Source organism: Aliivibrio sifiae, assembly GCF_002954715.1.
Lineage (GTDB): Bacteria > Pseudomonadota > Gammaproteobacteria > Enterobacterales > Vibrionaceae > Aliivibrio > Aliivibrio sifiae.
Genome location: NZ_MSCP01000003.1, coordinates 125166 through 150026, shown reverse-complemented (window position 1 = coordinate 150026; position 24861 = coordinate 125166). Strand labels below are relative to the sequence as shown.

Genomic DNA, 24861 nt, shown 5'->3' with positions numbered 1-24861 from the left:
GATAAATATGTCAATTAAATTAGTTAGTTCAACCGTTATAAAAGAGAGTGGAGTAGCTTTTGGTACAAGCGGTGCCAGAGGGCTAGTAACTCAGTTTACTTCGGATGTATGCGCTGCATTTAGTTCGGCTTTTATAGCGGCAATAAGACCACATTTCGCATTCAAAAAAGTCGCTATTGCGATTGATAACCGACCAAGCAGTTATGCAATGGCCCAAGCATGTGCATCTGTATTAACTCAATTTGATATTGAAGTTGTTTATTACGGTGTTGTACCAACCCCTGCACTGGCTTATGTTGCTCAAGAAAAGGCTATTCCTGCCATTATGATTACGGGAAGCCACATTCCATTTGATAGAAATGGTCTGAAATTTTATCGTCCAGATGGTGAAATTAGTAAAATTGATGAGCAAACTATTTTAAAAGGAGCAGTAGAGTTTATAGCTGTTTCTAAATTACCTGAGTTAACGGTGAGTAACCAAGCTGCGGATGATTATGTTGAACGTTATACTTCATTGTTTGATACGCTTTGGCTAACAGGTAAACGAATTGGTGTTTATGAACACTCAAGCGCAGGACGAGATTTATATTATAAGATATTTGAAGCGTTTGGTGCTGAGGTTATTAGGTTAGAGCGCACAGACCATTTTGTTCCTATTGATACTGAAGCAGTATCTGAAGAAGATAGATTAAAAGCAATTAACTGGTCGGAAAAATATAATTTAGATTTGGTATTCTCAACGGATGGTGATGGTGATCGTCCTCTAGTCTCCGATGAGAAGGGTAACTGGTTAAGAGGTGATATACTTGGCTTATTAACTTCAGATGCATTAAATATTGAAGCGTTAGCTGTACCAGTAAGTTGTAACACTGCTATAGAATTATCTGGGCGCTTTTCTTATGTCGAGAGAACTAAAATTGGCTCACCATATGTAATTGCAGCTTTTGCAAAGCTAGCTAAAAAATATAACTCGGTTGCAGGTTTTGAAGCAAATGGGGGGTATTTGCTTGGTAGTGACATCTTACTAAATAATAAGATACTGAAAGCTCTGCCAACGAGAGATGCTGTTTTACCTGCAATCATGTTATTATGCGCTGCGCAAAATAGAGCTATATCGAGTCTAGTGAGCAAATTACCAAAACGCTTTACTCACAGTGATCGTATTCAAAATTTCATGACAGAAAAAAGCAGTGTTATTATGGCACAAGGCAAGCAGAATCCGGCAGAATTATTAGAGAAATTAGGTTTTGATAATACTGATATAGAGTGTGTTGATGAAACTGATGGTTTGAGAATTACATTATCTGATGGTTTAATTGTGCACCTACGTCCATCTGGTAATGCTCCAGAACTTCGCTGTTATGGAGAAGCTGATAGTTATTTTGAGGCCTGTCAATATGTTAATATGAGTCTTAACAGTATCCAAAACTTATAATTAATTGAAATAATTATAAAGAATTTTCCCTAGTGGTATTATTTGGTTCTTAAGTAGCTAGCTAATATTGTTTTACATTATTTTTAACTCGCGTGTAAGCCGTAGCACTTTCCAGAAACCGCTCGATGCATAATGAGTTTATTAAATTGGAGGCTGAGTGATAGAGACCCTATACTTATTATCACTACTATTTACTTTACTTATCTTAAAAGCACATCCCGCGAGCATGGTTTTTGTTTTTTTAGTAAATATGTTAAGTGGATTCACCCCATTAATTACTACGTTAATGAGGTATGATCTTGTTTTATTTGATAAACACCTTGTTTTATCAATGTTATTGATCTTTAATTTTTCAATTTTCATTTTACATATAATATATTTATTATTAAAAAATAAGAAAGTAATACTTTTTAGCGTTAAAAATTATAAATATTCACGCTTTATTTTTTATGTATTTTCATTATTTACTTTATTCTTGGTATATCAAAATATAAGTCAAGGGTTTCAAGTAATAAATAATGGATATATTGCCGGTTATCAAGATGCTTCTGAGCAAACTATTAAAGCGACATCTTTCTTTCCTTTTCTTTTGATTTTTTATTTTTTACTTTTTGTTTTTTACTTGAAAGATAGAAGGAAAATATATCTTGTATTAATGGGATGTATAATTGCTAGCTATTTAATGTATGGAGGTCGATCTTTTTTACTTTATACCTCTATTTCAAGTGTGGTATTTTTGATACTAATAAAAAGAATTACATATAAACAGTTTGCGATCGTATCTATATGTGCTCTTCCTTTAATTGTGCTCGCTGGTGCTCTTAGAGAGGGGGGGAGTGGCGCCCTGGATTCGACAATACTTTTTAGGATGTCAATGGAAATGGCAAATATTCCAATGATCATTTCTAATTTAAATGTACTTGATGATATAAATCAACCTCTAATAATAGTTGCTCTCAGTACACTGCCTCACTCTATAATACTGTCTTTAGGAATTGAGCCAATAAATTCATTGTCTACAGAGTTTGTGACTAACTATGACCCTGGTTGGGCAAAGGCCGGTGGAGGTTTTGGTTTTTCGATAATTGGAGAAATTTATTATCGATTTGGTTATTTTGGCTTAATGACCGTTCCTTATTGTATTGTTTTGTTATTACATAACCTAGAAAGAAAGTTTATTAAAGGCGATGAGTTTGATAAGGCATTAATATTGACGTTTTATTACGGAATGATAATGTGGGTTCGAGGTGATTTTATCGAAATATCTAGACTGTTAATGATTGTGTTATTTTTTTATTATGTAAAAAGGTTTGCGTATCGTAATGGAAAGTAAAAAATTTATTGCGGTGACGGTTGTCCTATATTTAAGTTCATTGATATCATATTATTCTCAAATAAAGATTATTGATATTTATGGTTTAGAGGTTAAGTATTATCTGGACTTATATACTAGTTATTTTCAAATAACACTAACACTAGTTATACTTGGCCTTCCAAATGCTATATCAATAATGGTTAGTAGGGACAAAAAGATACCTAGGCATATAAAAAGATATTCATTTTTCTTTGCTGTTTTGTCTTCTAGCATATTAAATTTTTTCTTTTTAGATGGTAATTTACTAATTCAATTTTTTATATTTGTATTTGTATTTGTATCGCTATTTAATGACTTGAATACAGGTGTAATGAGTTCTATTGGTATGTTTGAGTATCCTAGAATTTGGCAGTTGGTTGGTAATGTTGTTTTATTGTGTTTTGTATTTATAGATCCATTAACCATCCTATCTTTAGAAAATAAAACCAGTTCATGGTATGCATTGATTTTTATTATTATTCCTATTTTACCATTATTCATGGCTTTAACCTTTGGTAAGAGGTTTAAAGGTACTTTGGCTAAATATGAATCTGTGAACTTGAGTGTTGTATTTAAATATTTAAGTTATATTTACCTTTTTTCAATATTATCAATTATTTTAACTCGAGTCCCTTATATAAATCTTTCTGCCTTTATTGATAAACATTCTTTGGCTCAGTATACATTATCTGTGTCTTTATCAAACTTTATGGTTATACCTTTAAGTATATTTACTTTGAAAGTTTTGAGTTCAAATATGGAGAAAAAGATAAATATAAAGTTAATAAATTTAACCTTAATATTATTTATGATAGTTAGTTCATTTTCTCTTTATTATATAAGTTCAAATTTCGATTTTTTAAATCAATTAACTAATATTTCATCAAGTGAGATACTGACTTCTACTTACCTTGTAATCGGCGGAACCGCTATTTCAAGTATTAACTTATCTGTTTCATTAAGGCTACAAAAAAGTCTTAAGGCTTTTTTTATTCTAGATCTAATTTTAGTAGCTATAACTTTTTTAATAACACTTAATATTGTTTACTCCTTCCAATATGTAAGTGAGTATAATTATCTTATTGCGAGTGTTATTTTATTAAAAATATTATTTCAAACTTATCTTTTAAGAGAGAGAAATGTACACGATTATAATTGCGAACTATAATAGAATAAGTGAACTAAATAGATGTTTAGATTCTATTGAAATAGCTTTTGATGGTTTTGAAGAGCCTGAAATTATTGTTGTTGAGGATGCTTCAGAAAAAAAATTGACAGATAGCAGAATTACAAAACATATTTTATTAAGCAAAAATGGAGGCCCAGTTAGGGCTAGGTTAGAAGGTGTTAAAAGCGCAAGCTTTGAATATATCCTTTTATTGGATAGTGATGATACTCTACTAAGAAGTGCTGTTGAGACGATTCAAAAAATTACAAATAACAACCCAAACTATGATTTATATGGTTTTACATATAAAGGTGGGGAGAGTTTAATTGATTTCGAAATTAAATCAATTAAGGATTATTGTGATTTTGTGTCATATGAAGGTAGAACATCGGATTATATCATGCTAATTAAAGCTGATGTTCTTAGTCAGTATGTTTCTAGTCATAGCTTCAGGATATCTGAAATCTGGTTGTTTAGTGAGATTTTTGTTAAGTATATTGGTTTCTATAGTAGAGAGTGTATATTCAATTACCATCAAGATGCACAAGAGCAGTTATCTAAAAAGAAAGTTTTTCGGTTTAGTTTGGATAATTATGAGTACCAAAGTGTATCTAGGTCGGTTAAATTTTTTGTTTCTTTTATGTCGGTATGCAAGTGTAAAATTTTACGTAATGCTTGGCGTAGAAGGTTAATAAAAGAAAGTGTATTGCATTTTAATTTTAAGGCTTTGATAAAGGTATTATGTTTAAAAAAATAATAAAGTTTTTATACTTGAAAGTGAAATACAAAAGTAAAAATCTGAAGATTAAGTCAGTGAATATCCCAATTAAGTCCGTATTTGGTCATTCCAATACTATAGAATCAGGAGTTTACATTGATGGTTTATTTGAAATAGGTGATTTTTCTTATATTAATAAAAACACTTTTTTATCAAATGTTAAGATTGGTAAGTTTACATCTATATCATCTAATTGCAGTATTGGTGGTTCTGAGCATCCAACTGATTACTTTACAACACACCCGATATTATTTAATAGCTACTACGGAGCAAAAAAAATCATAGAAAACAATCCAAAAGAAACCTTAATCGGAAATGATGTTTGGATAGGACATGGTGCTATTTTAAAGCAAGGGATAATAATATCTGATGGTGCTGTTATTGCAGCAGGAGCCGTAGTTACAAAAAATGTACCTTGCTATGAAATATGGGCAGGCATACCAGCTAAAAAAATTAAAACTAGGCCTATCTGCAAACTGCCTTATGGTGTGAAGGAGTGGTGGAATATTGATATAAAAAGGATACAAGCATGGGACGAATACTGATTATTACAATTAGAGCAAAAGGGGGAGGGGCTGAAAAAATTATTCAAAATATAATCAACTTAGATACGAATGAATTCAAATGGATAAATATGGAGTCATTCCTAGGTACTTCATTTTTATATAGATATGCTAAATTCATGCTATTAATTTGCAAGAATATAGGTGATTCTGACAAAATATTACTTGGCTCTGAAGGTATTTTGGGTTTTTTAGTACTCCCTTTTAAAATTTTTTACAAAAAAAAATTCATATTGTGGAATCATTGTTATTTTAATGATTACAAAGAGTTTTTGAGTAAAAAAAATAAAATTTTGTATCGTATTTCTTATGCCCTTTATCCATTAAGGATTAATGCATCTCCTGCAAGTGAAAGTGGTACTTTCATTCCTAACCCCTACTCTTTTCTCGATTTTTGTTCAGCTAATATGTTCCTGAGTAAAAAAGAAATTATCTTGTTATCAATATCAAGTCTAGCTGAATTAAAAAGAGTTGATTTAACAATAGAGTTATTACGTAGTTTACCTGCTAATATTAGGTTAAATATTTATGGTGAAGGAATAGAAAAAAATAACTTAGAAAATTTAGTTAATCAGTACGACATTTCTGATAGGGCTAGATTTTTAGGATTTAGACAAAACCCATTCGATTTTGATGCTAATGATGCACGTATTTTAATCATTAATTCAAAAACAGAGGCTCTCCCAACAATAATTTTGGAATCTGTAGAGCGCTTTGTTCCTGTAATTGTCTGTTCTTATACTGGTGTTGAGTATTGGCAGAATTTAAAATCTGTATTTGTTCTTGAAAAAATCACATCTGAAAAAATATTAGAAATTATTGATTGTTTGAAAAAACTGAGTGATTCTGAATATGCTGATCTTTTTATTTCTGATATTAACAAACTAAAAAAACAACATAGCTATGATAACTTTATTGATCTCTTGGAGACGTTTTGAAATTTAAATTAGTAGTTACTTATTCCGATGAAAAAATAGATGTATTTAAACGGCTATTAAATTCATTAAAAAATCAAAAAGAACAATTTCTTATTGTTTGCGTTTATCAAGGTCAGCAATCAATTGATGAACATTACTCTATGATTAAAGAGTATGTTGAAGATAAATTTGTTTTATTACAGTCTGAGAGATGTTCCTTATCAAAAGCTCGAAATAAAGCTTTAGAATATATCTATGAAAACTATCATATTAATGAAGATGATTTAATTTTGTTTCCAGATGATGACTGCTGGTATGAAAATGATTTTTTCGAAAAAATATCCAATTTAGATTGGAGGGCTAACGAGTTTTATTCATTTAGAGTTTTTGACCCGTATGAGAAAAAAGAGTTTGGGAAACGAAAGAAAGACATATCAGTCAATTTAAATTATTTAAATTCATTTAGACTTCCAATCTCGGTTGGGTTAGTCATTAAACTTAATGTATTCCGTGAAAACGTTAATTATTTTAATGAGTTATTAGGTGTTGGAGCTCCTGTAGGTTCTGGTGAAGAAACTGAAGTTGTTTTAAAGTTATTGCATAATAAATGCAAAGGTAACTACTATGGCTTTATTGATGTGTACCATGAAGTTTACAAGGTTGATGAGGTATTTATTCTTAAATATGCCAAATATGCAATAGGACAAGGATACTGTTTAAAGATTTTTGCAAGACGATTTTCTCCAGTGATCTGGTTGGTATTTATTGAGCTTTTAATAAGGAGCTTAGTCGGTTATTTGATTTCATCAAAGAATTTATCTGTGATGTACAAAATTAGGTTTATCTCACTTGTAAAAGGTATCTTTCATAACTACGACAAATAAAAAATGTAAAGTATCCATTAGAAGGTAAACGAATTGGTGGTTTATTATTAGTATTGTAAAATTGCTCAAATGAAATCATTAATTAGTGATAAATATATAAAGTAGTTGTTATTTGGTTAAAGAGATTTCATACGTTTATCGTGACCTGATTGGTCCTGATTAAAATAAAGTGTTTTATGATTTAACTCTGAATTCAACGAGGAGTCACAGTGAAAATATTATTAACAGGTGGAGCCGGATTTATTGGCTCGGCGGTTGTCCGTCACATTATTCAAGAAACTGAGGATTCAGTATTAAATCTGGATAAACTTACTTATGCTGGTAATCTCGAGTCATTATTAAATGTATCTGGATCTCCGAAATATACTTTTGAACAGGTTGATATTTGTAACCGAACTGAATTAGATCGTGTTTTTTCTGAGTATAAACCAGACGCTGTTATGCATCTTGCTGCAGAATCTCATGTTGATCGCTCCATTGACGGCCCTGCTGCTTTTGTTGAAACTAACATTGTCGGTACTTATACTTTACTTGAAGCTGCTCGTAAATATTGGTTAGGCCTGAATAAACAACAAAAACAAAGCTTTCGTTTCCACCATATATCAACAGATGAAGTTTATGGTGATTTAGAAGGAACAACGGATTTGTTTACAGAAACGACATCTTATAAGCCAAGTAGCCCGTATTCCGCTTCAAAAGCATCAAGTGACCACTTGGTCCGTGCATGGTTACGTACTTATGGCTTCCCTACTATTATTACAAATTGTTCTAATAATTATGGACCATACCATTTTCCTGAGAAACTAATTCCTTTAGTTATTTTAAATGCATTAGAAGGTAAGCCTTTGCCTATATATGGTAGAGGTGATCAAGTTCGTGATTGGTTGTATGTAGAGGACCATGCTAGAGCCTTACACAAGGTTGTTACGGACGGTATTATTGGTGAAACTTATAATATTGGTGGACACAATGAGAAACAGAACATTGAAGTGGTAGAGACTCTTTGCCAGATCTTAAATGAATTAGTCCCTCAAAAATTTGATTATAAAGAACTGATTACTTTTGTTTCCGATAGACCTGGACACGATGTTCGCTATGCAATCAATGCAACAAAAATTGAAAGGGAGTTAGGTTGGACACCTAATGAAACGTTTGAAACTGGCTTGAGAAAAACAGTTGAATGGTATTTATCAAATAGCGAATGGTGCAAAAGAGTGCAAGATGGTTCTTATCAGCGAGAACGCTTAGGAGTTGAATAATGAAAGGTATTATATTAGCCGGTGGATCTGGTAGTAGGTTATATCCAATCACGTTAGGGACTTCTAAACAGTTACTTCCTATTTACGATAAGCCAATGATTTTCTATCCTTTATCTGTTTTGATGTTATCAGGTATAAGAGAGATTCTTATCATATCAACACCTGATGATCTCCCAAATTTTGAACGTATGCTAGGTGATGGAAGCCAGTTTGGTCTTGAACTTAGTTATGCAGAGCAGCCTACACCAGATGGCTTAGCTCAAGCATTTATTATTGGGGAAGAGTTTATCGGAGATAGTAGCGTTGCTTTGGTTCTTGGGGATAATATCTTCTATGGACAACATTTCTCTGACAAACTTATATCAGCATATAATCAAAAAAGTGGAGCAACTGTATTCGGTTATCAAGTACGAGATCCTGAGCGTTTTGGAGTGGTTGAATTTGATACTGATGGAAATGCATTGAGCCTTGAAGAGAAGCCAGAAAGAGCGAAATCTAATTATGCAGTTACTGGATTGTACTTTTACGATAATGATGTAATTAATATTGCTAAATCTATTAAACCATCACATCGTGGTGAACTAGAAATCACAGATATCAACATTGAGTATCTAAAGCGTGGTGATTTAAAGGTTGAGTTATTAGGTCGTGGGTTTGCTTGGCTAGATACAGGAACCCATGATTCCTTGTTAGAAGCAGGGCAATTTGTTCAGACTATAGAGCATAGGCAAGGTTTAAAAGTTGCTTGCTTAGAAGAAATTGCATATCACAAAGGCTGGCTTACGGAAGCTAAAGTACTAGAGCAAGCCGATAAGCTTTCTAAAACAGGATACGGTCAATACTTGAAAGCTATTATTGAGGATGAATAATGAAAGTAATTCCAACTAAGCTGAAGGATTGTATTATTATTGAGCCTACTGTTTTTGGTGATGATCGCGGTTTCTTTATGGAAATCTTCCAAGAGACTCGATACGCAGAAACTGCAAATATTAAATTAAAATTTGTGCAGGATAATCGCTCAAAATCTCAAAAGAACGTATTACGAGGATTACATTTTCAAAAGCATAAACCACAAGGTAAACTTGTTAGTGTAACTGACGGTGAGGTTTTTGACGTAGCTGTCGATTTACGCTCAGACTCTGAAACATTTGGGCAATGGGAAGCCGTTATTTTATCTGGTGAGAATAAGCGCCAATTTTGGGTACCACCAGGTTTTGCTCATGGATTTTGTGTCTTGAGTGAAAGTGCTGATTTCCAGTATAAATGTACTGATTATTATGATCCGAACGATGAGTCTGGTTTGTTATGGAATGATCCTGAAATTGGTATTGAATGGCCTATAAAAAAACCATTATTATCAGATAAAGATTCAGTGCAGCCGCTATTATCAGATATTAAAGAAAAGATTAAATCAGGATGGAAAGATAATGGCTAAGTATACAGTTGTTGGTGGGCAGGGCTTTATTGGTGCTGAAGTTGTAAAACAACTGGAAGAACAATCACATAATGTATTTATTCCTAAAAAGAATGATAGTCGTTTATTTACGGATGATTTAGGGATTTTAATTTACTGTGCTGGCCATGGTGATTGTAATAATAACCCTTTTAAAGTTTTCCACTCTAATTCAGTATTGCTAGCTGAGATATTAGAGAATGCAGCGTTTAATAAATTGATTTATGTTTCATCAACTCGATTATATATGGGGCAGGAATGTGCCTCAGAACGTGACGACTTAACGGTATTAACGTCTGATAGTAGACGCTTATTTAATTTAACTAAGTTGGTGTCAGAAGAATTATGTTTATTGAGCAATAAAGACGTTATTGTTATTCGTCCGTCGAATGTTTATGGCTTAGCTTTAAACAGTCCATTATTTCTTCCTGCGATAACACGTAATGCCATTAATAATAGTCAAGTTGATATGTATGTAACGCCAGATTATAAAAAGGATTATGTGTCTGTCATTGATGTAGCCTATGCAATTTGTGAATTATCTGGCAAGTCAGAGTTATCTCATAGAGTTTTTAATGTTGCTTCTGGAGTCAATACATCAGCTGGTGATATCGCTAACTTATTAAATAAAGAGACTGGTTGCGATATTAATTGGCATAAAGGTAGTGTTGATGAGATTTTTCCTAAAAATGATATTTCAGCACTTCAAAATGAGATTGTATTTAATCCAAAAAATGTTTTAGACGACTTGAGAATAATGGTCGATAAGTTCAAAAAGGCGCTCTGAAAGAGAATAAAATGATTATTCAATCGTGAAGGATTTAATAATAAATATGTTGATGTAGTTAAATTATTATATTGTAAAAGTAACTTTTTATTATTGATGATTGTTTTATTTAGTAAATTTAAACGCTCAATGTAAAAGAGCAAAAAAAGAGAACTAGCATGCATTTAGTTGTTGATGGAATTATTGAAAAACTGCAAACCGGAGGGGGGTGTAGTGTATATTTTTCTGAAATATTACAGCGTTATATAAGAGATGGGTATGACTTGCGTTATTTAGATTTTTTAGTCGATGGTTCGCAGTTAGTCAAAGGAAGTGAAAAAGTAATATTTGATAAATATCCTTCTCGGCAGTTAGAGCGATGGAGAGATGTCAATTGTAAGTCACTAACGTCTGATGCCATTTTTCACTCAACCCATTACAGGCTGCCTGTCGAAAAAGCCCAAATAGTGACCACTGTGCACGACTTTACTTATGAATTATACCGTAAAGGTCCAGGACAATGGATGCATACTTGGCAGAAGAATAGAGCAATTAGGAATAGTGATTTAGTGCTTTGTGTTTCTAATAATACAGCGAAAGATTTATTAAAGTTTTGCCCGATATCTGAAGATAAAATCCGTGTTGTGCATAATGGTGTTTCGGACACTTACCATTGTTTAGAAGATGTAAGTAGCAGTAACGAAGTTGTTTTTATTGGTGCTCGCGGCGGGTATAAAAACTTTATTTTAGCCGTAAAAGCTGTAGCTCGTGTTGCTGAATTATCTCTGAGTATTGTTGGCGGTGGTCAGTTGACAGAAACAGAGTTGAAATATTTGCAAACATATTTACCTGGTCGTCATCAATGGTTGGGGCGTTTATCTGATGAGCAATTAAATGTGGTTTACAACAGAGCTTTTTGTTTGCTCTATCCGTCAAGCTATGAAGGGTTTGGTATTCCAGTTGCAGAAGCGATGCGTGCGGGGTGCCCTGTTATTGCGGTTAATTCGTCATCTATTCCTGAAGTTGCTGGTGATGCAGGCTTATTAGTTAAGATGGCTGAGGTTTCGCTATTTTCAGATGCGCTACAGCAGTTATTAATTGAAAGAAACAGAGAAAGACTGATTAAGCAAGGACTATTACAAGCTCAGAAATTTTCCTGGGAGAATTGTTATCAAGAAACTTTAAAAGTCTATGAAGAGCTTATTTAAGATGAAAAAGCTATATATTCACTACGGTGTAGCCGGTATTCTTCGCTTATTCATAGAAAAAATCATTTCTATGCTAGTATATCCGGGCTCAAAAATAATTAGAAGACCATTTGAGTGTAGAGGACGCCGCTATATTAAATTTGGTAGTGGTTTTACTACTGGCCGTTATTGTCGTATTGAAGCGCATAATTATAGTGGAGAAGATGTAACATTAATCATTGGCAATAATTGCCAAATTAATGATTCGGTACATATAGCATCTGCGCAAAAGGTGATTATTGGTGATAATGTGTTGATTGCCAGTCGTGTATTTATAACCGATTTAAGCCATGGCTGTTATACAGGAAAACTACAATCACCAGTTGACTCCATTGTTAGTGAGCGTCCATTGGTTACAATCCCTGTCACTATTGCAGATAATGTCTGGTTGGGGGAAGGTGTTGTTATTTTACCTGGTGTTAGTTTAGGTGAAAACTGTATTGTTGGCGCAAATTCAGTGGTAACAAAGTCTTATCCGAATGATGTTATTATCGCAGGAAACCCTGCTCGAATTATTAAGAAATATGATGCAACACAAGGAGTATGGGAGCGTCCTATTAATCAGTGAGTATATACCCTAATAGCCTTCATATTTAATTATTTTAAAGTCTTCTTGATTGTGCTTTTGTGCCTCGGGCAGTTTGAGCTACCGTTCTGGCATCGGTGTGGTTTGAATATTGAGTCATAGTATATTTCAAGATTTAAGCGTCTATTGAACTTAAAATGCAATTCTTCCAATTAATGATAAATATCTGCTTTCTCAACGCCTTTGAAGTTAGCTAAAGCATCATAAATAACCAATGATTTATAGCTAACTGTATTTATCATGATTACAATTGTCGCAATGATAACCATCAGTCATCGCTCATGGAATTAATCTTCTCTTCCTAGTTGTGAAATAAACTCTTGTATTGAAACTGAAATTTATTTTTATCTATGAAGTTAACCTCACGGGTTGTTTTGTTTTAAGTTCCGTTTAATGAGTGGAATTTGAGGCGTAATTAGGACGTCTTTTGTAAATTTAAATGAAAAGTCAATTGTCTTTTTGATGGTTATATTAATTTAATAATGTTTTACAATGAAAATTTATTCTGGAACTATCTATTTAGTTAAATGGTTTTTCAGTCAATAGAAAAGTTTTAGTGAGTATTATGAAGGATTTAACAGGTAAGAAAGTTTTATTTATAGGCCCGTCTTTTTTTGGATATGAGGATGATATAAAGAATGAATTAATAGTTCAAGGTGCTGAAGTCGATTATTTTGATGAGCGCCCTTTTACGTCTTCAATTGGAAAAATACTTATACGACTTGGCATTAAACTTTTAATAAAAAAAGCAATAAACGAGTACTATAACAATATAATAGAACAGGCTAAAATAGTTAAATATGATTACTTTTTTGTTATTTCTCCAGAAACTATAAGTAATGAAATAGTAGAAAAAATAAAAGCAACAAACCCTAATATGAAAAGTATTATTTATATGTGGGATGCTATTGGAAATAAAAATAACGCGAATAAATTGATAAATAGTACTAGCTTTGATTGTTGTTATTCATTTGACCGTAATGAAGTGGGATTATTTCCTAATTTGCAGTTTTTACCACTATTCTTTAGTGAAAATTTTGATGTTAACTATATTAATGAACAGTTGAGAAAGTACTCGATTATATTTATAGGTACAGTTCATAGTGATAGGTATACATTGGTTAATAAAATAATAAATCAAGTTGATGGTAATTTATTACCATTTTATTCTTTTTTTTATTGCCCGAGTAAGCTGTTGTTTTTATTTAGAAAGATTCAAAGTAAGGAGTTTAGTAATATATCTCTAAGAGATGTTTCTTTTTCTTCATTAGATAAAACATCGATTAGGAAGCTAATTTGTGAGTCTGATATTATTCTAGATATAGAACACCCTTCGCAGACAGGGTTAACTATGCGAACGATCGAAGCGTTGGGTTTACGTAAAAAATTAATTACTACAAACGAAGATATCAAATATTATGACTTTTATTCAAGTAATAATGTCTGTGTGATTGATAGAAATAAACCTGTAATAAGTAAAAGTTTTCTAAATAGTATGTATATTCCTCCCTCTGAAGATATTATTAATAAATATTCTTTAAGAGAGTGGATAAGAACAATATTTTCGTAGCTCGATTAAGAGAAAATAAAGAAATTTGCTGTATTAATAATGAGAGGTTAATTTGAAAATACTTGTAACTGGAGGTAGTGGGTTTATAGGTGATTGTTTGTTGAATTCACTTTCCAGCGCATATACTTTGATAGGGCAGGGTCGGTCAATGCGTCGAGATAACTTTAATTTAAAGCAATTTTTTGAGTTTGATATTAATAGCCAATCAGTATGGAATCCATGTTTGCAAGATGTAAATGTTGTTATTCATCTGGCAGCAGTTGCTCATAATAATTCCACAGATCCTAACTATATTAATGAGGTAAATGTTCATGGAACAGTTAATCTTGCACGACAAGCTGTTGAGCATGGAGTAAAGCGATTTGTATTTATTAGTTCTATCAGTGTATTGGGTAATAGTACACATAAAGGAAAAACTCTTAATGAAGATTCAGAATATTTACCCCATTCAAAGTGCGCACAATCAAAGCTTGATGCTGAAATAGCACTATTAAATATAGCAAAAGAGACTGGCCTTGAAGTTGTTATTCTCCGTCCTGTACTTGTTTATGGTGCGGACTGCCCTGGTAATTTCGGTAAATTAGTTAACTTAGTAAAAAAAATGCCAATGTTACCTTTTGCTTTATGTGATAATAAGCGTAGTTTTATTTCGCTAGATAATTTAGTCGATTTTATTGCTGTTTGTATTGAGCATCCAAAAGCTAAAAATGAGATTTTTTGTATTTCAGATGGCGTGGATGTTTCTATAAAAGAGTTGACTAATAGTATTGCTAAAGGATTAGGGAAAACTTTAATTCAGTGCCCTGTTCCGGAGTTTGTATTTTCTCTACTTGGAAAAATTTCTGGTAAGCAAGATCAAATAGAACAGTTAACTGGTGATTTACAAATTGATTCAAGCAAAGCTCGATCACTCTTGGGCTGGAAGCCTCCTTTTACTATGACTGATACACTTAGCCGTTTATCAGAATAACGTTAAGATACTTATGAATATCTCATTAATTCGAATTATTGATTTTCTCGCAGCCTTTTTCGGCTTACTTTTCTTATGGCCAATTTTAGTTATCGTCACAATTGTTGGTTTGTTTGATACAGGCTCTCCAATCTTTATTCAAGAACGAGTTGGGCGTAATAAAAAACCATTTAAGTTGATCAAGTTTCGTACTATGTCGGTAGAAACGAAATCTGTGGCTAGTCACTTAGCAAATAACGCGTCAATCACTAAACTTGGTAATTTTCTACGTAAAACTAAAATTGATGAATTGCCACAATTGATTAATGTTGTAAAAGGTGAGATGAGTTTAGTTGGTCCTCGTCCGAATTTGTTTAATCAAGAAGAACTAATTGAAGAACGTGATGCTTTGGGTATCTATGATGTTTTACCTGGCGTTACAGGTTTAGCGCAAGTGCAAAATATTGATATGTCTACACCTGCACTACTTGCTAAAACTGATAAGAAAATGATTGAGACATTAACAGTAAAAGATTATTTTAAATATATTTTAATGACTGCTACGGGTAGTGGTTCTGGCGACGCTGTTAAATAATAAGAGAATAATCATGCAATTTTTACAACCGATTTGGGGTATGCCAAGGCCATTAAAACGTACTGTTAGCGTCGTTGTGGATGTTTTTTTTATTGTTATTGCGTTTTGGGCTGCTTTTGCTACTCGTTTAGATAATATTACTGACGATCTTTTTTTTAATATTGATTATTGGCAGCTGCTTGCTTTCTTGGTGCCTTGTACTCTGCTTGTATTCACTAAAAGTGGTTTATATCGCGCAATCTTACGTTATTTAAGTTTGCATGCAGTATTAAGCATTACTATTTCTGCAGTTATTTCTTCTGCTTTTATTGTTTTCTTTTCATATTTTAATTATCTGTTTATGCCTCGTTCAATCCCTGTGCTATATGCGACTTATTTAGTCGTTTTATGTGGGGGGTCGCGTTTACTTGTTCGTTTGTTGTTGTCAGATATTTTGGGTAAACAAAAAAAGAAAGTGCTTATCTATGGCGCTGGCTCGGCTGGATTACAGTTGGCTAATATGCTGCGTCAGGGCAAAGAATATCATCCAGTCGCATTTATTGATGATGATAGAAAAAAACATAAAACCACGATACAAGGCATTACTATATTTCGCCCTAAGTATTTGGATTATTTGATAAAAAAGCACAGTGTTAGTACTGTTTTATTAGCTATCCCATCAGTAAAGCAAAGTCAGAAAAAGCAGATTATTGAATCATTAGCCTTGCGTCATATCGAGGTGTTAACAATTCCTAATTTGGATGATTTAGTGAATGGAAAGCTTTCTATTGGTCAGTTGAAAGAAGTTTCTATTGATGATTTGCTAGGGCGTGATCCTGTTGCCCCTCGGCCAATGCTTATGGAAGCCAATATTAAAGATAAAGTGGTAATGGTGACGGGAGCTGGAGGGTCTATTGGTTCTGAACTTTGCAGACAAATTATTCTTCATAATCCAAAGATTCTTGTTTTATTTGAACTGTCTGAATTTGGTTTATATCAGATAGAGCGAGAGTTATCTCAATTGGCCATTACTGAAGGATTATCTGTTCAAATTATCCCTTTATTAGGATCGGTACAGCGCTTAAATCGCCTAACCACTACGATGAGTTCCTTTCAAGTTCAAACTGTTTATCATGCAGCTGCTTATAAACATGTTCCGTTAGTCGAATATAATGTGGTTGAAGGAATTCGTAATAATATCTTTGGGACCAATTATACAGCAAGGGCTGCTATTGAGGCGAAAGTTGAATCTTTTGTTCTGATTTCAACAGATAAAGCGGTTCGTCCTACTAATGTTATGGGAACGACTAAGAGAATGGCAGAGCTTGGATTGCAAGCTTTAGCTGAGCAAGAGAATAAGAAAGAGAATGGTACTCGTTTTTGTATGGTTCGTTTTGGTAATGTTCTTGGTTCTTCTGGCTCTGTTATTCCTTTATTTAAGAAACAGATAGCGAAAGGTGGGCCAGTAACATTAACGCACCCTGATATTACTCGTTATTTTATGACAATCCCAGAGGCTGCGCAGTTGGTAATTCAAGCTGGAGCTATGGGGAAAGGCGGAGATGTATTTGTTTTAGATATGGGAGAGTCAGTGAAGATAGCTGATTTGGCTCGAAATTTAATTCATTTATCTGATTTAGACGTTAAAGATGACAACAATCCTGACGGAGATATTGAGATATTATGTACAGGTCTTCGCCCGGGAGAAAAGCTTTATGAAGAACTGCTTATTGGTGAGGATGTTGGAAATACAGAGCATGAGCGCATAATGACTGCCCGTGAAGACTTTTTACCGCTAAATGAATATAACGATCTTCTTGATAAGTTAGATTTGGCTTGTTATGAGCTTGACCATGAAACTATTCGCCAATTATTAATTGATGCACCTACGGGCTTTGCTCCGGTTGATGGCATTGGTGATTTAGTTTGGAAGGCTCAAGAGCAGGACACTTTTCAGCGAGACTAGAAACTATACACTACGTTGACTAAAGACTATAAGATCAAAAGCGAGTACTGTGTTTGCTTTTGATCTTATAAGAGCGAAGCGGTCTAGTTTCTAGTTAGCAAAGCGTATAGTCCCCAGTTTCCTCGCATCTCGTTTCTTTCACCCTTATAATTCCCTAAGATAAACTCCCCTACAAGGATAACAAGAATGAAAATTGCTATTGCAGGTACAGGTTACGTTGGCCTTTCAAATGCGGTGCTATTAGCTCAACATAATGAAGTAATTGCAGTTGATATCATGGCTGAAAAGGTTGAGTTGATTAATAATAAGAAATCACCGATTTCAGATGTGGAGATTGAAGATTTTCTGGCTAATAAGGAACTGAATCTTACTGCTACCTTAGATAAAGAGTTAGCTTATAAAAATGCTGAATACGTAGTGATTGCAACACCTACGGATTATGACCCTACGACAAATTACTTTAATACAAGCTCAGTTGAAGCGGTAATTAAAGAAGTCATGACGATTAATTCAAATGCGATAATGGTGATTAAGTCTACTGTTCCGGTTGGTTATACTGAGCGTATTAAACAAGAATTAGATTGTGACAATATTATTTTCTCTCCTGAGTTTTTACGTGAAGGCCGTGCGCTGTTTGATAATCTTCATCCGTCTCGCATTATTGTTGGTGAGCAATCTGAGCGTGCTGAAGTCTTCGCGAACTTGCTTGTTCAAGGTGCAATTAAAGAAAATATTGAAGTATTACTCACTCATTCTACAGAAGCAGAAGCGGTTAAGTTGTTCTCTAACACTTACCTCGCTTTGCGTGTAGCGTATTTTAATGAGCTGGATTCTTATGCTGAAGCTCATGGATTGAATGCTCGTCAGATCATTGAAGGCGTAGGTTTAGATCCTCGTATTGGCAATCACTACAATAATCCATCGTTTGGTTATGGTGGCTACTGTTTACCAAAAGATACCAAGCAGTTATTGGCTAATTACCAAGAAGTACCAAATAACATCATTGGTGCAATTGTGGATGCTAACCGCACACGTAAGGATTTTATTGCTGACTCTATCATGAAGCGTAATCCAAAAGTTGTGGGTATTTACCGCTTAATTATGAAAGCGGGTTCTGATAACTTCCGTGCTTCCTCAATTCAAGGCATCATGAAACGCTTGAAAGCCAAAGGCATTGAAGTGGTTGTTTATGAACCGGTCTTAAAAGAAACAGATTTCTTTAACTCTCGTGTTATTGAAGATTTGAATGAATTTAAGCAAGTGTCTGATGTGATTGTCTCAAATCGTATGATGGAAGAGCTAGCAGATGTTGAGGGTAAGGTTTATACCCGCGATTTGTTTGGTAGTGATTGATTTAAGAGCGGGAAGATTGGATTAAGAGCGATCCTGTAGTAAATAAAATAGAGGGCGGATATGACTGGTTTGGTTGTGTCCGTTTTTTTGCTTTTATAGGAGCGAAGCGGTCTCAACCTAACCTTGACTCCCAATCAGGACCGTAGGACCATAGGAGTGCTCTTCCGTTCTTAAAAAAGGATTTTCATGGACTACGATATTTTCAACGGTGACGCTGACGGCATCATCGCACTTCTTCAACTTCGTCTGGCTAACCCTAAAGAGTCAACCTTAATTACTGGCGTTAAGCGTGACATCAACTTAATGGCTAAAATTAATGCTAAAGCAGGTGATAATCTCACTGTATTAGACATATCCATGGAAAAGAACATGGTAGCCCTAAAGCTCGCTTTGGACTCTGGCGCAGAGGTGTTTTATGCCGATCACCATCGTTCTGGTGATATTTTGGAACACGAGTATTTATCTGCTCATATCGATTTAGATGCCAATACCTGTACTGCCTTAATTATTGATAACCTATTAGATGGCCAGTTTCACGCATGGGCCATTACGGCTGCTTATGGTGATAATTTAATTGCTAAAGCTGACGGGTTGGCGGATATAGCTGGTTTATCTGTTGAGCAAAAAACACAGTTAAAAGAGCTTGGGACATTAATAAACTATAATGGGTATGGGGCGAGTGTTGAGGATTTACATTTTTCTCCGGCGGTTTTATATCAAATGTTGTTAAAATACGCCTCCCCATTTGATGTTATTGCCGATAAAGCATCCCCTTTTTATCAGCTACAAGCGGCGTATCAATCAGATATGGATAGTGCTCTTGCGATTAAAGCGCAGTACAAAAGTGAGAAATTGGGTTTATTTGAATTACCAAATGAAGCATGGGCTCGCCGAATTAGTGGGGTGTATGGTAATCTTTTGGCTAATTTATTACCAAATTCAGCTCATGCGGTTTTAACGAAAAATGCAGATGGAACATATATGGTTTCGCTACGCGCACCGCTGAATAATAAACAAGGTGCGGGTGAGATCTGTAGCTCGTTTGATACGGGTGGCGGGCGTGAAGCGGCGGCGGGAATTGATGCGTTGCCGAAAACGTCTATTGCTGAGTTTATTGAAGTGGTTGAAGGGAAGTATTAAGAGCAGAATTCAGAGGTGATCGTGGTTGTTACAATTATCACAATCCTCTTACTCCCCCTTGTATTAACTATGTCGATCACATAGCTATAGCGATTAAAGGGGAGAACCTTCTTTGGTGCTGTTTGTTCAGCGATCTGAACTTTATTTAACTGATTTACAATATCTTGAATGTAGAAGCCGATAGTACTCGCTTCTGAATATAATAATTAGGATACATAATGAACATATTAGTCACTGGCGGAATGGGTTACATCGGTAGCCACACATGTGTACAAATGATTGAAGCGGGCTTAACGCCGATCATTCTAGATAACTTATACAACAGTAAAGAAGTGGTGCTTGATCGCATTGAAGCTTTGGTTGGTGTAAAACCTAAATTCTATGAGGGTGATATTCGTGATCCTCAAATCTTAGCGACCATCTTTGCTGAAAACAAAATTGATAGCGTGATCCACTTTGCAGGCTTGAAAGCGGTGGGTGAGTCGGTTGAAAAACCAATCATGTATTACGATAACAATGTATCGGGCACTTTGGTGTTAGTTGAAGCGATGCGTAAAGCGGGTGTGAACAGTATTGTATTTAGTTCATCTGCAACCGTTTATGGCGATCCGGCATCTGTGCCAATTAATGAAAATTTCCCAACATCAGCAACCAATCCTTATGGTCGTAGTAAGTTGATTGTTGAAGAGTGCCTAACGGATATTCAAAAAGCACATCCAGAAATGAGTGTAACTCTACTTCGTTACTTTAACCCTGTAGGTTCTCATAAATCAGGAACTATGGGTGAAGATCCACAAGGTATTCCAAATAACCTAATGCCATTTATTTCACAAGTGGCTGTTGGCCGTCGTGAATTTTTATCAGTTTTTGGTGATGATTACCCAACAGTAGATGGTACTGGAGTTCGTGATTATATCCATGTAGTGGACTTGGCTGATGGCCATTTAGCTGCACTGAAATACAAAGGTAAAGAAGCGGGTCTTCATATCTATAACTTGGGTACAGGTAAAGGCTACAGTGTTTTACAGATGGCTGAAGCGTTCTCGAAAACTGCGGGTGTTCCTGTTCCTCATAAAATTGCACCACGTCGCCCAGGTGATATTGCTGAATGTTGGGCTGACCCAGCTAAAGCACGTGAAGAGCTGAAGTGGGAGGCTAAATTGTCTCTTGATGATATGACAGAAGATACATGGCGCTGGCAGTCAAATAATCCGGAAGGGTATTAAGAGTGGAAGGGCAAAGGCGGGGTAAGCGCGGTCCTTTGGTCCTATGGTAAAGGCTTAAAGAAAGTGCGGGGTTCAGATCGGTTGCTGGCTCCCTTAAAAGGTTCAGGGGGGATCGCTTTTGATCTTCTTTAAATCTGAAACCTAAGATCAAAAAAATGCCCACAGGCTATAAACCTGTGGGCATTTTTATTTGATCGACGATTTAAAGCTCTTCCTCGCTCCTCGAGCAAAGTGTCCTCGCCTCTCGTCCCTAATTCTTATTTAAAAAGAATTTCACCAGACATCTCAGCAGGAATCGCTGTATCAGTTAGTGCTAGCATAGTAGGCGCTAGGTCAGACAGTTTACCGCCTTCTTTAAATTCAATCTCTTTACTACCAACGTAGATAAGAGGAACTGGAAGGTTAGTGTGAGCAGTATGAACGCCGCCTGTTTCAGGGTTGATCATCATTTCAGCATTACCGTGGTCAGCAGTGATTAGCATTTGGCCATCAACTTCTTTGATAGCTTCTACTACTTTACCGATACACTTATCTAATGCTTCCATTGCTTTAACTGCGGCTTCGTATACGCCAGTGTGGCCAACCATGTCACAGTTAGGGAAGTTACAAACGATAGCGTCATATTTACCAGATTTGATTGCAGCAACTAATTTCTCAGTCAGTTCAGGAGCGCTCATTTCAGGTTGCAGATCGTAAGTCGCTACTTTTGGAGAAGCAACTAGTTGACGTTCTTCGCCTTCAAATTCGTCTTCGATGCCACCATTGAAGAAGAAAGTCACGTGTGCATATTTTTCAGTTTCAGAAATACGTAGCTGAGTTTTACCTTCTTTAGATAACCACTCTCCGTATGTGTTTTCTAGAGACGCAGGAGCGAATGCACAAAGAAGAGGGATGTTTGCAGCGTATTGAGTCAGCATAACAAAATCGATTGCTGGGAATACGTTACGAGCAAAGCCATCGAAATCAGGAACGAATGTACGTGTAATTTCACGAGCACGGTCAGCACGGTAGTTCATGAAGATAACCGCATCGCCATCAACGATTGCTGCTGATTCTTCGCCTTCCGCTTTGATTTCAGTTGCTTGTACAAACTCATCGTTCTCTTCACGAGCGTAAGCCGCTTCAAGACCTTCAACAGCCGTATCAAAAGTGAATTCACCTTTTGCTTCTGTCATTAGCTCGTAAGATTTTTGTACGCGATCCCAGTTGTTGTCACGGTCCATTGCGTAGTAACGACCAATTAGAGAAGCAACACGGCCTTTGCCTAGTTTAGCGAATAGCTCTTGGAAGTTTTTCAGAGAGTTTTCAGCTGAACGAGGTGGAGTATCACGTCCGTCTAAGAAGCAATGTAGGTAGATTTTTTCTGCGCCACGTGCCGCTGCCATTTCTACTGCTGCGTAGATATGATCTTCATGAGAGTGAACGCCACCTGGAGACATAAGGCCCATGATGTGAACAGCTTTGTCTGCTTTAACTGCTTTGTCGATAGCGTTAACAAGTGTTTCGTTCTCTTGGAACTCACCATCAGAGATAGCTTTAGTGATGCGAGTAAGATCTTGATAAACAATACGACCAGCGCCGATGTTAGTGTGACCTACTTCTGAGTTACCCATTTGACCATCAGGTAGACCAACGTCCATACCAGATGCAGAAATTAGTGTGTTTGGTTGAGTAGCCATTAGGCCATCAAGAACTGGAGTGTTTGCGTTTGTGATTGCGTTATCTGCTTGAGCTTCACGGTGACCGTAACCATCAAGAATAACTAGAGCCATAGGCTTTTTAGCTGACATAAAGGTGTTCCTCGTCAATAACTTAATAAATTCGAATAAATAACTTTGTGTAATTTTACTACAAAGTGAGTAAAGGAGCCAGAGACTATACGCTGGGCTAACTAGAGACTAGATCGCTTCGCTTCTATAAAAGCAAAAGCTAAGAGCATGGAGTTCAGAGGTGATTGCTGTTGCTTTTAGCTCCTCCCCCTTACTAAGGGGGAGGCTGGGAGGGGGTCAAGAACTAACAGCGTATAATCAAGTTAGATTTGTATTCAATTCAACCATCATCACAACAACCCCTCCCCTTGTTAAGGGGAGGGAACTGTATATTACTCGCTATAATTCCAACTATCACCTCTGAACCCTAAGATCTTATAGTTTCTAGTTAGCGAAGCGTATAGTCTCCAACAACTTACTATGCTTCACAAATATCCACGCACTAATCCCACCCATCACATTTCCAACCGCAATGCCTACAAACAATCCTTCCATTCCATAAAAGTGACTGCCAATCCATGCCGTCGGTAAGGTAAACACAAACAACCTCATGAAGCTCCAACTGAAAGAATGTAACGGTTTTTGCATCGCATTTAAGCTGCTCACAAGCACCATCACAATCCCTTGGAATCCATAACTGAATGGTACACAAATTAAGTACATCCATAGGCCATGTTGCACGGCGTCATCTTGGCTAAATAGATGAGAGAGCGGAATGCTCAATGGAACAATCAAAATATAAAGAAACAGTTGGAAGAAGACAGAGAACTTCATCGCTAAGAAAATCGCTTCTTTGACTCGCTCTGGTTGTTTAGCTCCAAGGTTTTGCGCCACAAATGGGCTTAATGAAGAAGTCAGTGCCATCATCACTAATAGCATTAATGATTCGACTCGTTGCGCCGCACCATAAGAAGCAACCGCAACCGTACCTTGGTTGGCAAGCATCATCATTAAAATTGCACCAGATATTGGGTTTAATGCATTTGATAGTGCGGCTGGCGAGCCGATTTTTAATATCTGATGCCAATCTTGTTTCATCTCTGATGGTTTTGGTGGGGCAAGTAATTTTACTTTTCGAGTTAAGACATAAAAAGACGCACATAATGCCCCAAACCAACTGATGCCACTGGCAATCGCAGCGCCTTGAATACCCAGTTCAGGAAAAGGACCATAACCAAAGATAAGCAATGGATCGAGTACGCCATTGATTAGCCCTGCCAGCATCATGATTTTTGCGGGCGTGGTGGTATCTCCGGTGGCTCGAATAGCACTGTTGCTCGACATTGGAATAACCAACAGCGGAATGGTGAGATACCAAATCGACATATATTCGTGAATAAGAGGAAGTAGCTTATCTTCAGCACCCAATAATCTAAATAAGGGATCTATGGTGAAAAAACCGATACAACAAGCGATAAGGATAAGCATGACGGCTAAGATTAATCCATGAGTCGTCAATTGCCCCGCGTGCTTGCTGTTACCTTGTCCGAGTAAACGTCCAATAGAGGCTGATAATCCAACCCCAACGCCCATCGTAATGCAGTTAACAGCGAAAGTGACGGGAAAGGTAAAGCTCACTGCGGCAAGAGCATCTGTACCAAGCAGTGAGATAAAGAAGGTATCCACCAAGTTGAACAGAAGAATCGCAACCATACCGAACACCATTGGGGTGGTTAGTTTTTGTAATACGTCGGCGATAGGTTGGGTTAGTAAACCGTGTTTATCTAGCATGGTTTTCTCGAATGGTGGTGGGACGGGTAGTGTAGCGGAAATAGGGACGAGATTCGAGGACGCTTCGCTCGAGGGGGGAGTAAAAGCTAAGAGCTAAGAAGGGGAGACTTCAGAGGCGATCGTTGTGGTGGCAACACTTGTAATACGGTTCCTCTCCTTGAGTGATAAGTTAT

The 24861-nt window shown here is 35.8% G+C and carries 22 protein-coding genes; 20 read left to right on the top strand and 2 right to left on the bottom strand.

All coding sequences use genetic code 11. From position 1 onward, the window contains the following. The first annotated feature begins 7 nt into the window (after nt 1–7). From BTO23_RS19100 to galE, 20 genes are all read left to right on the top strand, one after another. A complete protein-coding gene (locus BTO23_RS19100; protein ID WP_061013186.1) occupies nt 8–1435 on the top strand; it encodes a phosphomannomutase in 1428 nt (475 codons plus the stop codon). Between the two features lie 157 nt (nt 1436–1592). Beyond that, the gene (gene wzy, locus BTO23_RS19095; protein WP_061013184.1) at nt 1593–2768 is read left to right on the top strand and encodes an O-antigen polysaccharide polymerase Wzy; all 1176 of its coding nucleotides are present in this window, start codon (nt 1593–1595) and stop codon (nt 2766–2768) included. Then, nucleotides 2758–3957 (top strand): hypothetical protein, encoded by a 1200-nt coding sequence (locus tag BTO23_RS19090; RefSeq protein WP_105064339.1) that lies wholly within the window; start codon nt 2758–2760, stop codon nt 3955–3957. The genes wzy and BTO23_RS19090 overlap by 11 nt, the downstream gene beginning before the upstream one ends. After that, entirely contained in the window at nt 3929–4714 is a 786-nt protein-coding gene (locus BTO23_RS19085; RefSeq protein WP_061013179.1) for a glycosyltransferase family 2 protein, read from the top strand. The genes BTO23_RS19090 and BTO23_RS19085 overlap by 29 nt, the downstream gene beginning before the upstream one ends. Further along, entirely contained in the window at nt 4699–5280 is a 582-nt protein-coding gene (locus tag BTO23_RS21610; protein WP_061013177.1) for a CatB-related O-acetyltransferase, read from the top strand. Before BTO23_RS19085 ends, BTO23_RS21610 begins: the two co-directional genes overlap by 16 nt. Further along, nucleotides 5265–6236: a glycosyltransferase gene (locus BTO23_RS19075; RefSeq protein WP_105064338.1), complete on the top strand. Its 972-nt coding sequence runs from the start codon at nt 5265–5267 to the stop codon at nt 6234–6236. The genes BTO23_RS21610 and BTO23_RS19075 overlap by 16 nt, the downstream gene beginning before the upstream one ends. Then, nucleotides 6233–7099 (top strand): glycosyltransferase family A protein, encoded by an 867-nt coding sequence (locus BTO23_RS19070; RefSeq protein WP_105064337.1) that lies wholly within the window; start codon nt 6233–6235, stop codon nt 7097–7099. Before BTO23_RS19075 ends, BTO23_RS19070 begins: the two co-directional genes overlap by 4 nt. A gap of 209 nt (nt 7100–7308) precedes the next feature. Continuing rightward, nucleotides 7309–8358, top strand: coding sequence for a dTDP-glucose 4,6-dehydratase (rfbB, locus tag BTO23_RS19065; protein WP_061013172.1), 1050 nt, complete (start codon nt 7309–7311; stop codon nt 8356–8358). Then, nucleotides 8358–9227, top strand: coding sequence for a glucose-1-phosphate thymidylyltransferase RfbA (gene rfbA, locus BTO23_RS19060; protein WP_061013171.1), 870 nt, complete (start codon nt 8358–8360; stop codon nt 9225–9227). Before rfbB ends, rfbA begins: the two co-directional genes overlap by 1 nt. Beyond that, nucleotides 9227–9793 (top strand): dTDP-4-dehydrorhamnose 3,5-epimerase, encoded by a 567-nt coding sequence (gene rfbC, locus BTO23_RS19055; protein WP_061013169.1) that lies wholly within the window; start codon nt 9227–9229, stop codon nt 9791–9793. Before rfbA ends, rfbC begins: the two co-directional genes overlap by 1 nt. After that, nucleotides 9786–10598 carry an NAD-dependent epimerase/dehydratase family protein gene (locus BTO23_RS19050; RefSeq protein WP_061013167.1) on the top strand — a complete coding sequence of 271 codons (813 nt, stop codon included), beginning with the start codon at nt 9786–9788 and terminating at the stop codon, nt 10596–10598. Before rfbC ends, BTO23_RS19050 begins: the two co-directional genes overlap by 8 nt. Nucleotides 10599–10756: 158 nt before the next feature. Beyond that, nucleotides 10757–11785: a glycosyltransferase family 4 protein gene (locus BTO23_RS19045; protein ID WP_061013165.1), complete on the top strand. Its 1029-nt coding sequence runs from the start codon at nt 10757–10759 to the stop codon at nt 11783–11785. Between the two features lies 1 nt (nt 11786). Beyond that, complete coding sequence (locus tag BTO23_RS21605) at nt 11787–12392, top strand: DapH/DapD/GlmU-related protein (RefSeq protein ID WP_061013318.1); 606 nt, start codon at nt 11787–11789, stop codon at nt 12390–12392. Nucleotides 12393–12975: 583 nt separating this feature from the next. Continuing rightward, entirely contained in the window at nt 12976–13980 is a 1005-nt protein-coding gene (locus BTO23_RS19035) for a WaaS/CpsH family glycosyltransferase (protein WP_105064336.1), read from the top strand. A gap of 52 nt (nt 13981–14032) precedes the next feature. Then, nucleotides 14033–14950 carry an NAD-dependent epimerase/dehydratase family protein gene (locus tag BTO23_RS19030; RefSeq protein WP_061013161.1) on the top strand — a complete coding sequence of 306 codons (918 nt, stop codon included), beginning with the start codon at nt 14033–14035 and terminating at the stop codon, nt 14948–14950. 13 nt (nt 14951–14963) lie between these two features. Further along, nucleotides 14964–15524, top strand: coding sequence for a sugar transferase (locus BTO23_RS19025; RefSeq protein ID WP_105064335.1), 561 nt, complete (start codon nt 14964–14966; stop codon nt 15522–15524). Nucleotides 15525–15537: 13 nt separating this feature from the next. Then, entirely contained in the window at nt 15538–17469 is a 1932-nt protein-coding gene (locus tag BTO23_RS19020) for a nucleoside-diphosphate sugar epimerase/dehydratase (RefSeq protein WP_105064334.1), read from the top strand. A gap of 186 nt (nt 17470–17655) precedes the next feature. Continuing rightward, entirely contained in the window at nt 17656–18822 is a 1167-nt protein-coding gene (locus tag BTO23_RS19015) for a nucleotide sugar dehydrogenase (protein WP_105064333.1), read from the top strand. 186 nt (nt 18823–19008) lie between these two features. Continuing rightward, complete coding sequence (locus BTO23_RS19010; RefSeq protein ID WP_105064332.1) at nt 19009–19962, top strand: acetyltransferase; 954 nt, start codon at nt 19009–19011, stop codon at nt 19960–19962. Between the two features lie 218 nt (nt 19963–20180). Next, the gene (gene galE, locus BTO23_RS19005) at nt 20181–21188 is read left to right on the top strand and encodes a UDP-glucose 4-epimerase GalE (RefSeq protein WP_061004850.1); all 1008 of its coding nucleotides are present in this window, start codon (nt 20181–20183) and stop codon (nt 21186–21188) included. Nucleotides 21189–21445: 257 nt separating this feature from the next. On the opposite strand, the gene gpmM is transcribed toward galE, so the two are convergent. Beyond that, nucleotides 21446–22978, bottom strand: a complete 1533-nt coding sequence (gene gpmM, locus BTO23_RS19000; protein WP_105064331.1) for a 2,3-bisphosphoglycerate-independent phosphoglycerate mutase — start codon at nt 22976–22978, stop codon at nt 21446–21448. 363 nt (nt 22979–23341) lie between these two features. Continuing rightward, nucleotides 23342–24688: an MATE family efflux transporter gene (locus tag BTO23_RS18995; RefSeq protein ID WP_060993309.1), complete on the bottom strand. Its 1347-nt coding sequence runs from the start codon at nt 24686–24688 to the stop codon at nt 23342–23344. Between the last annotated feature and the right edge of the window lie 173 nt (nt 24689–24861).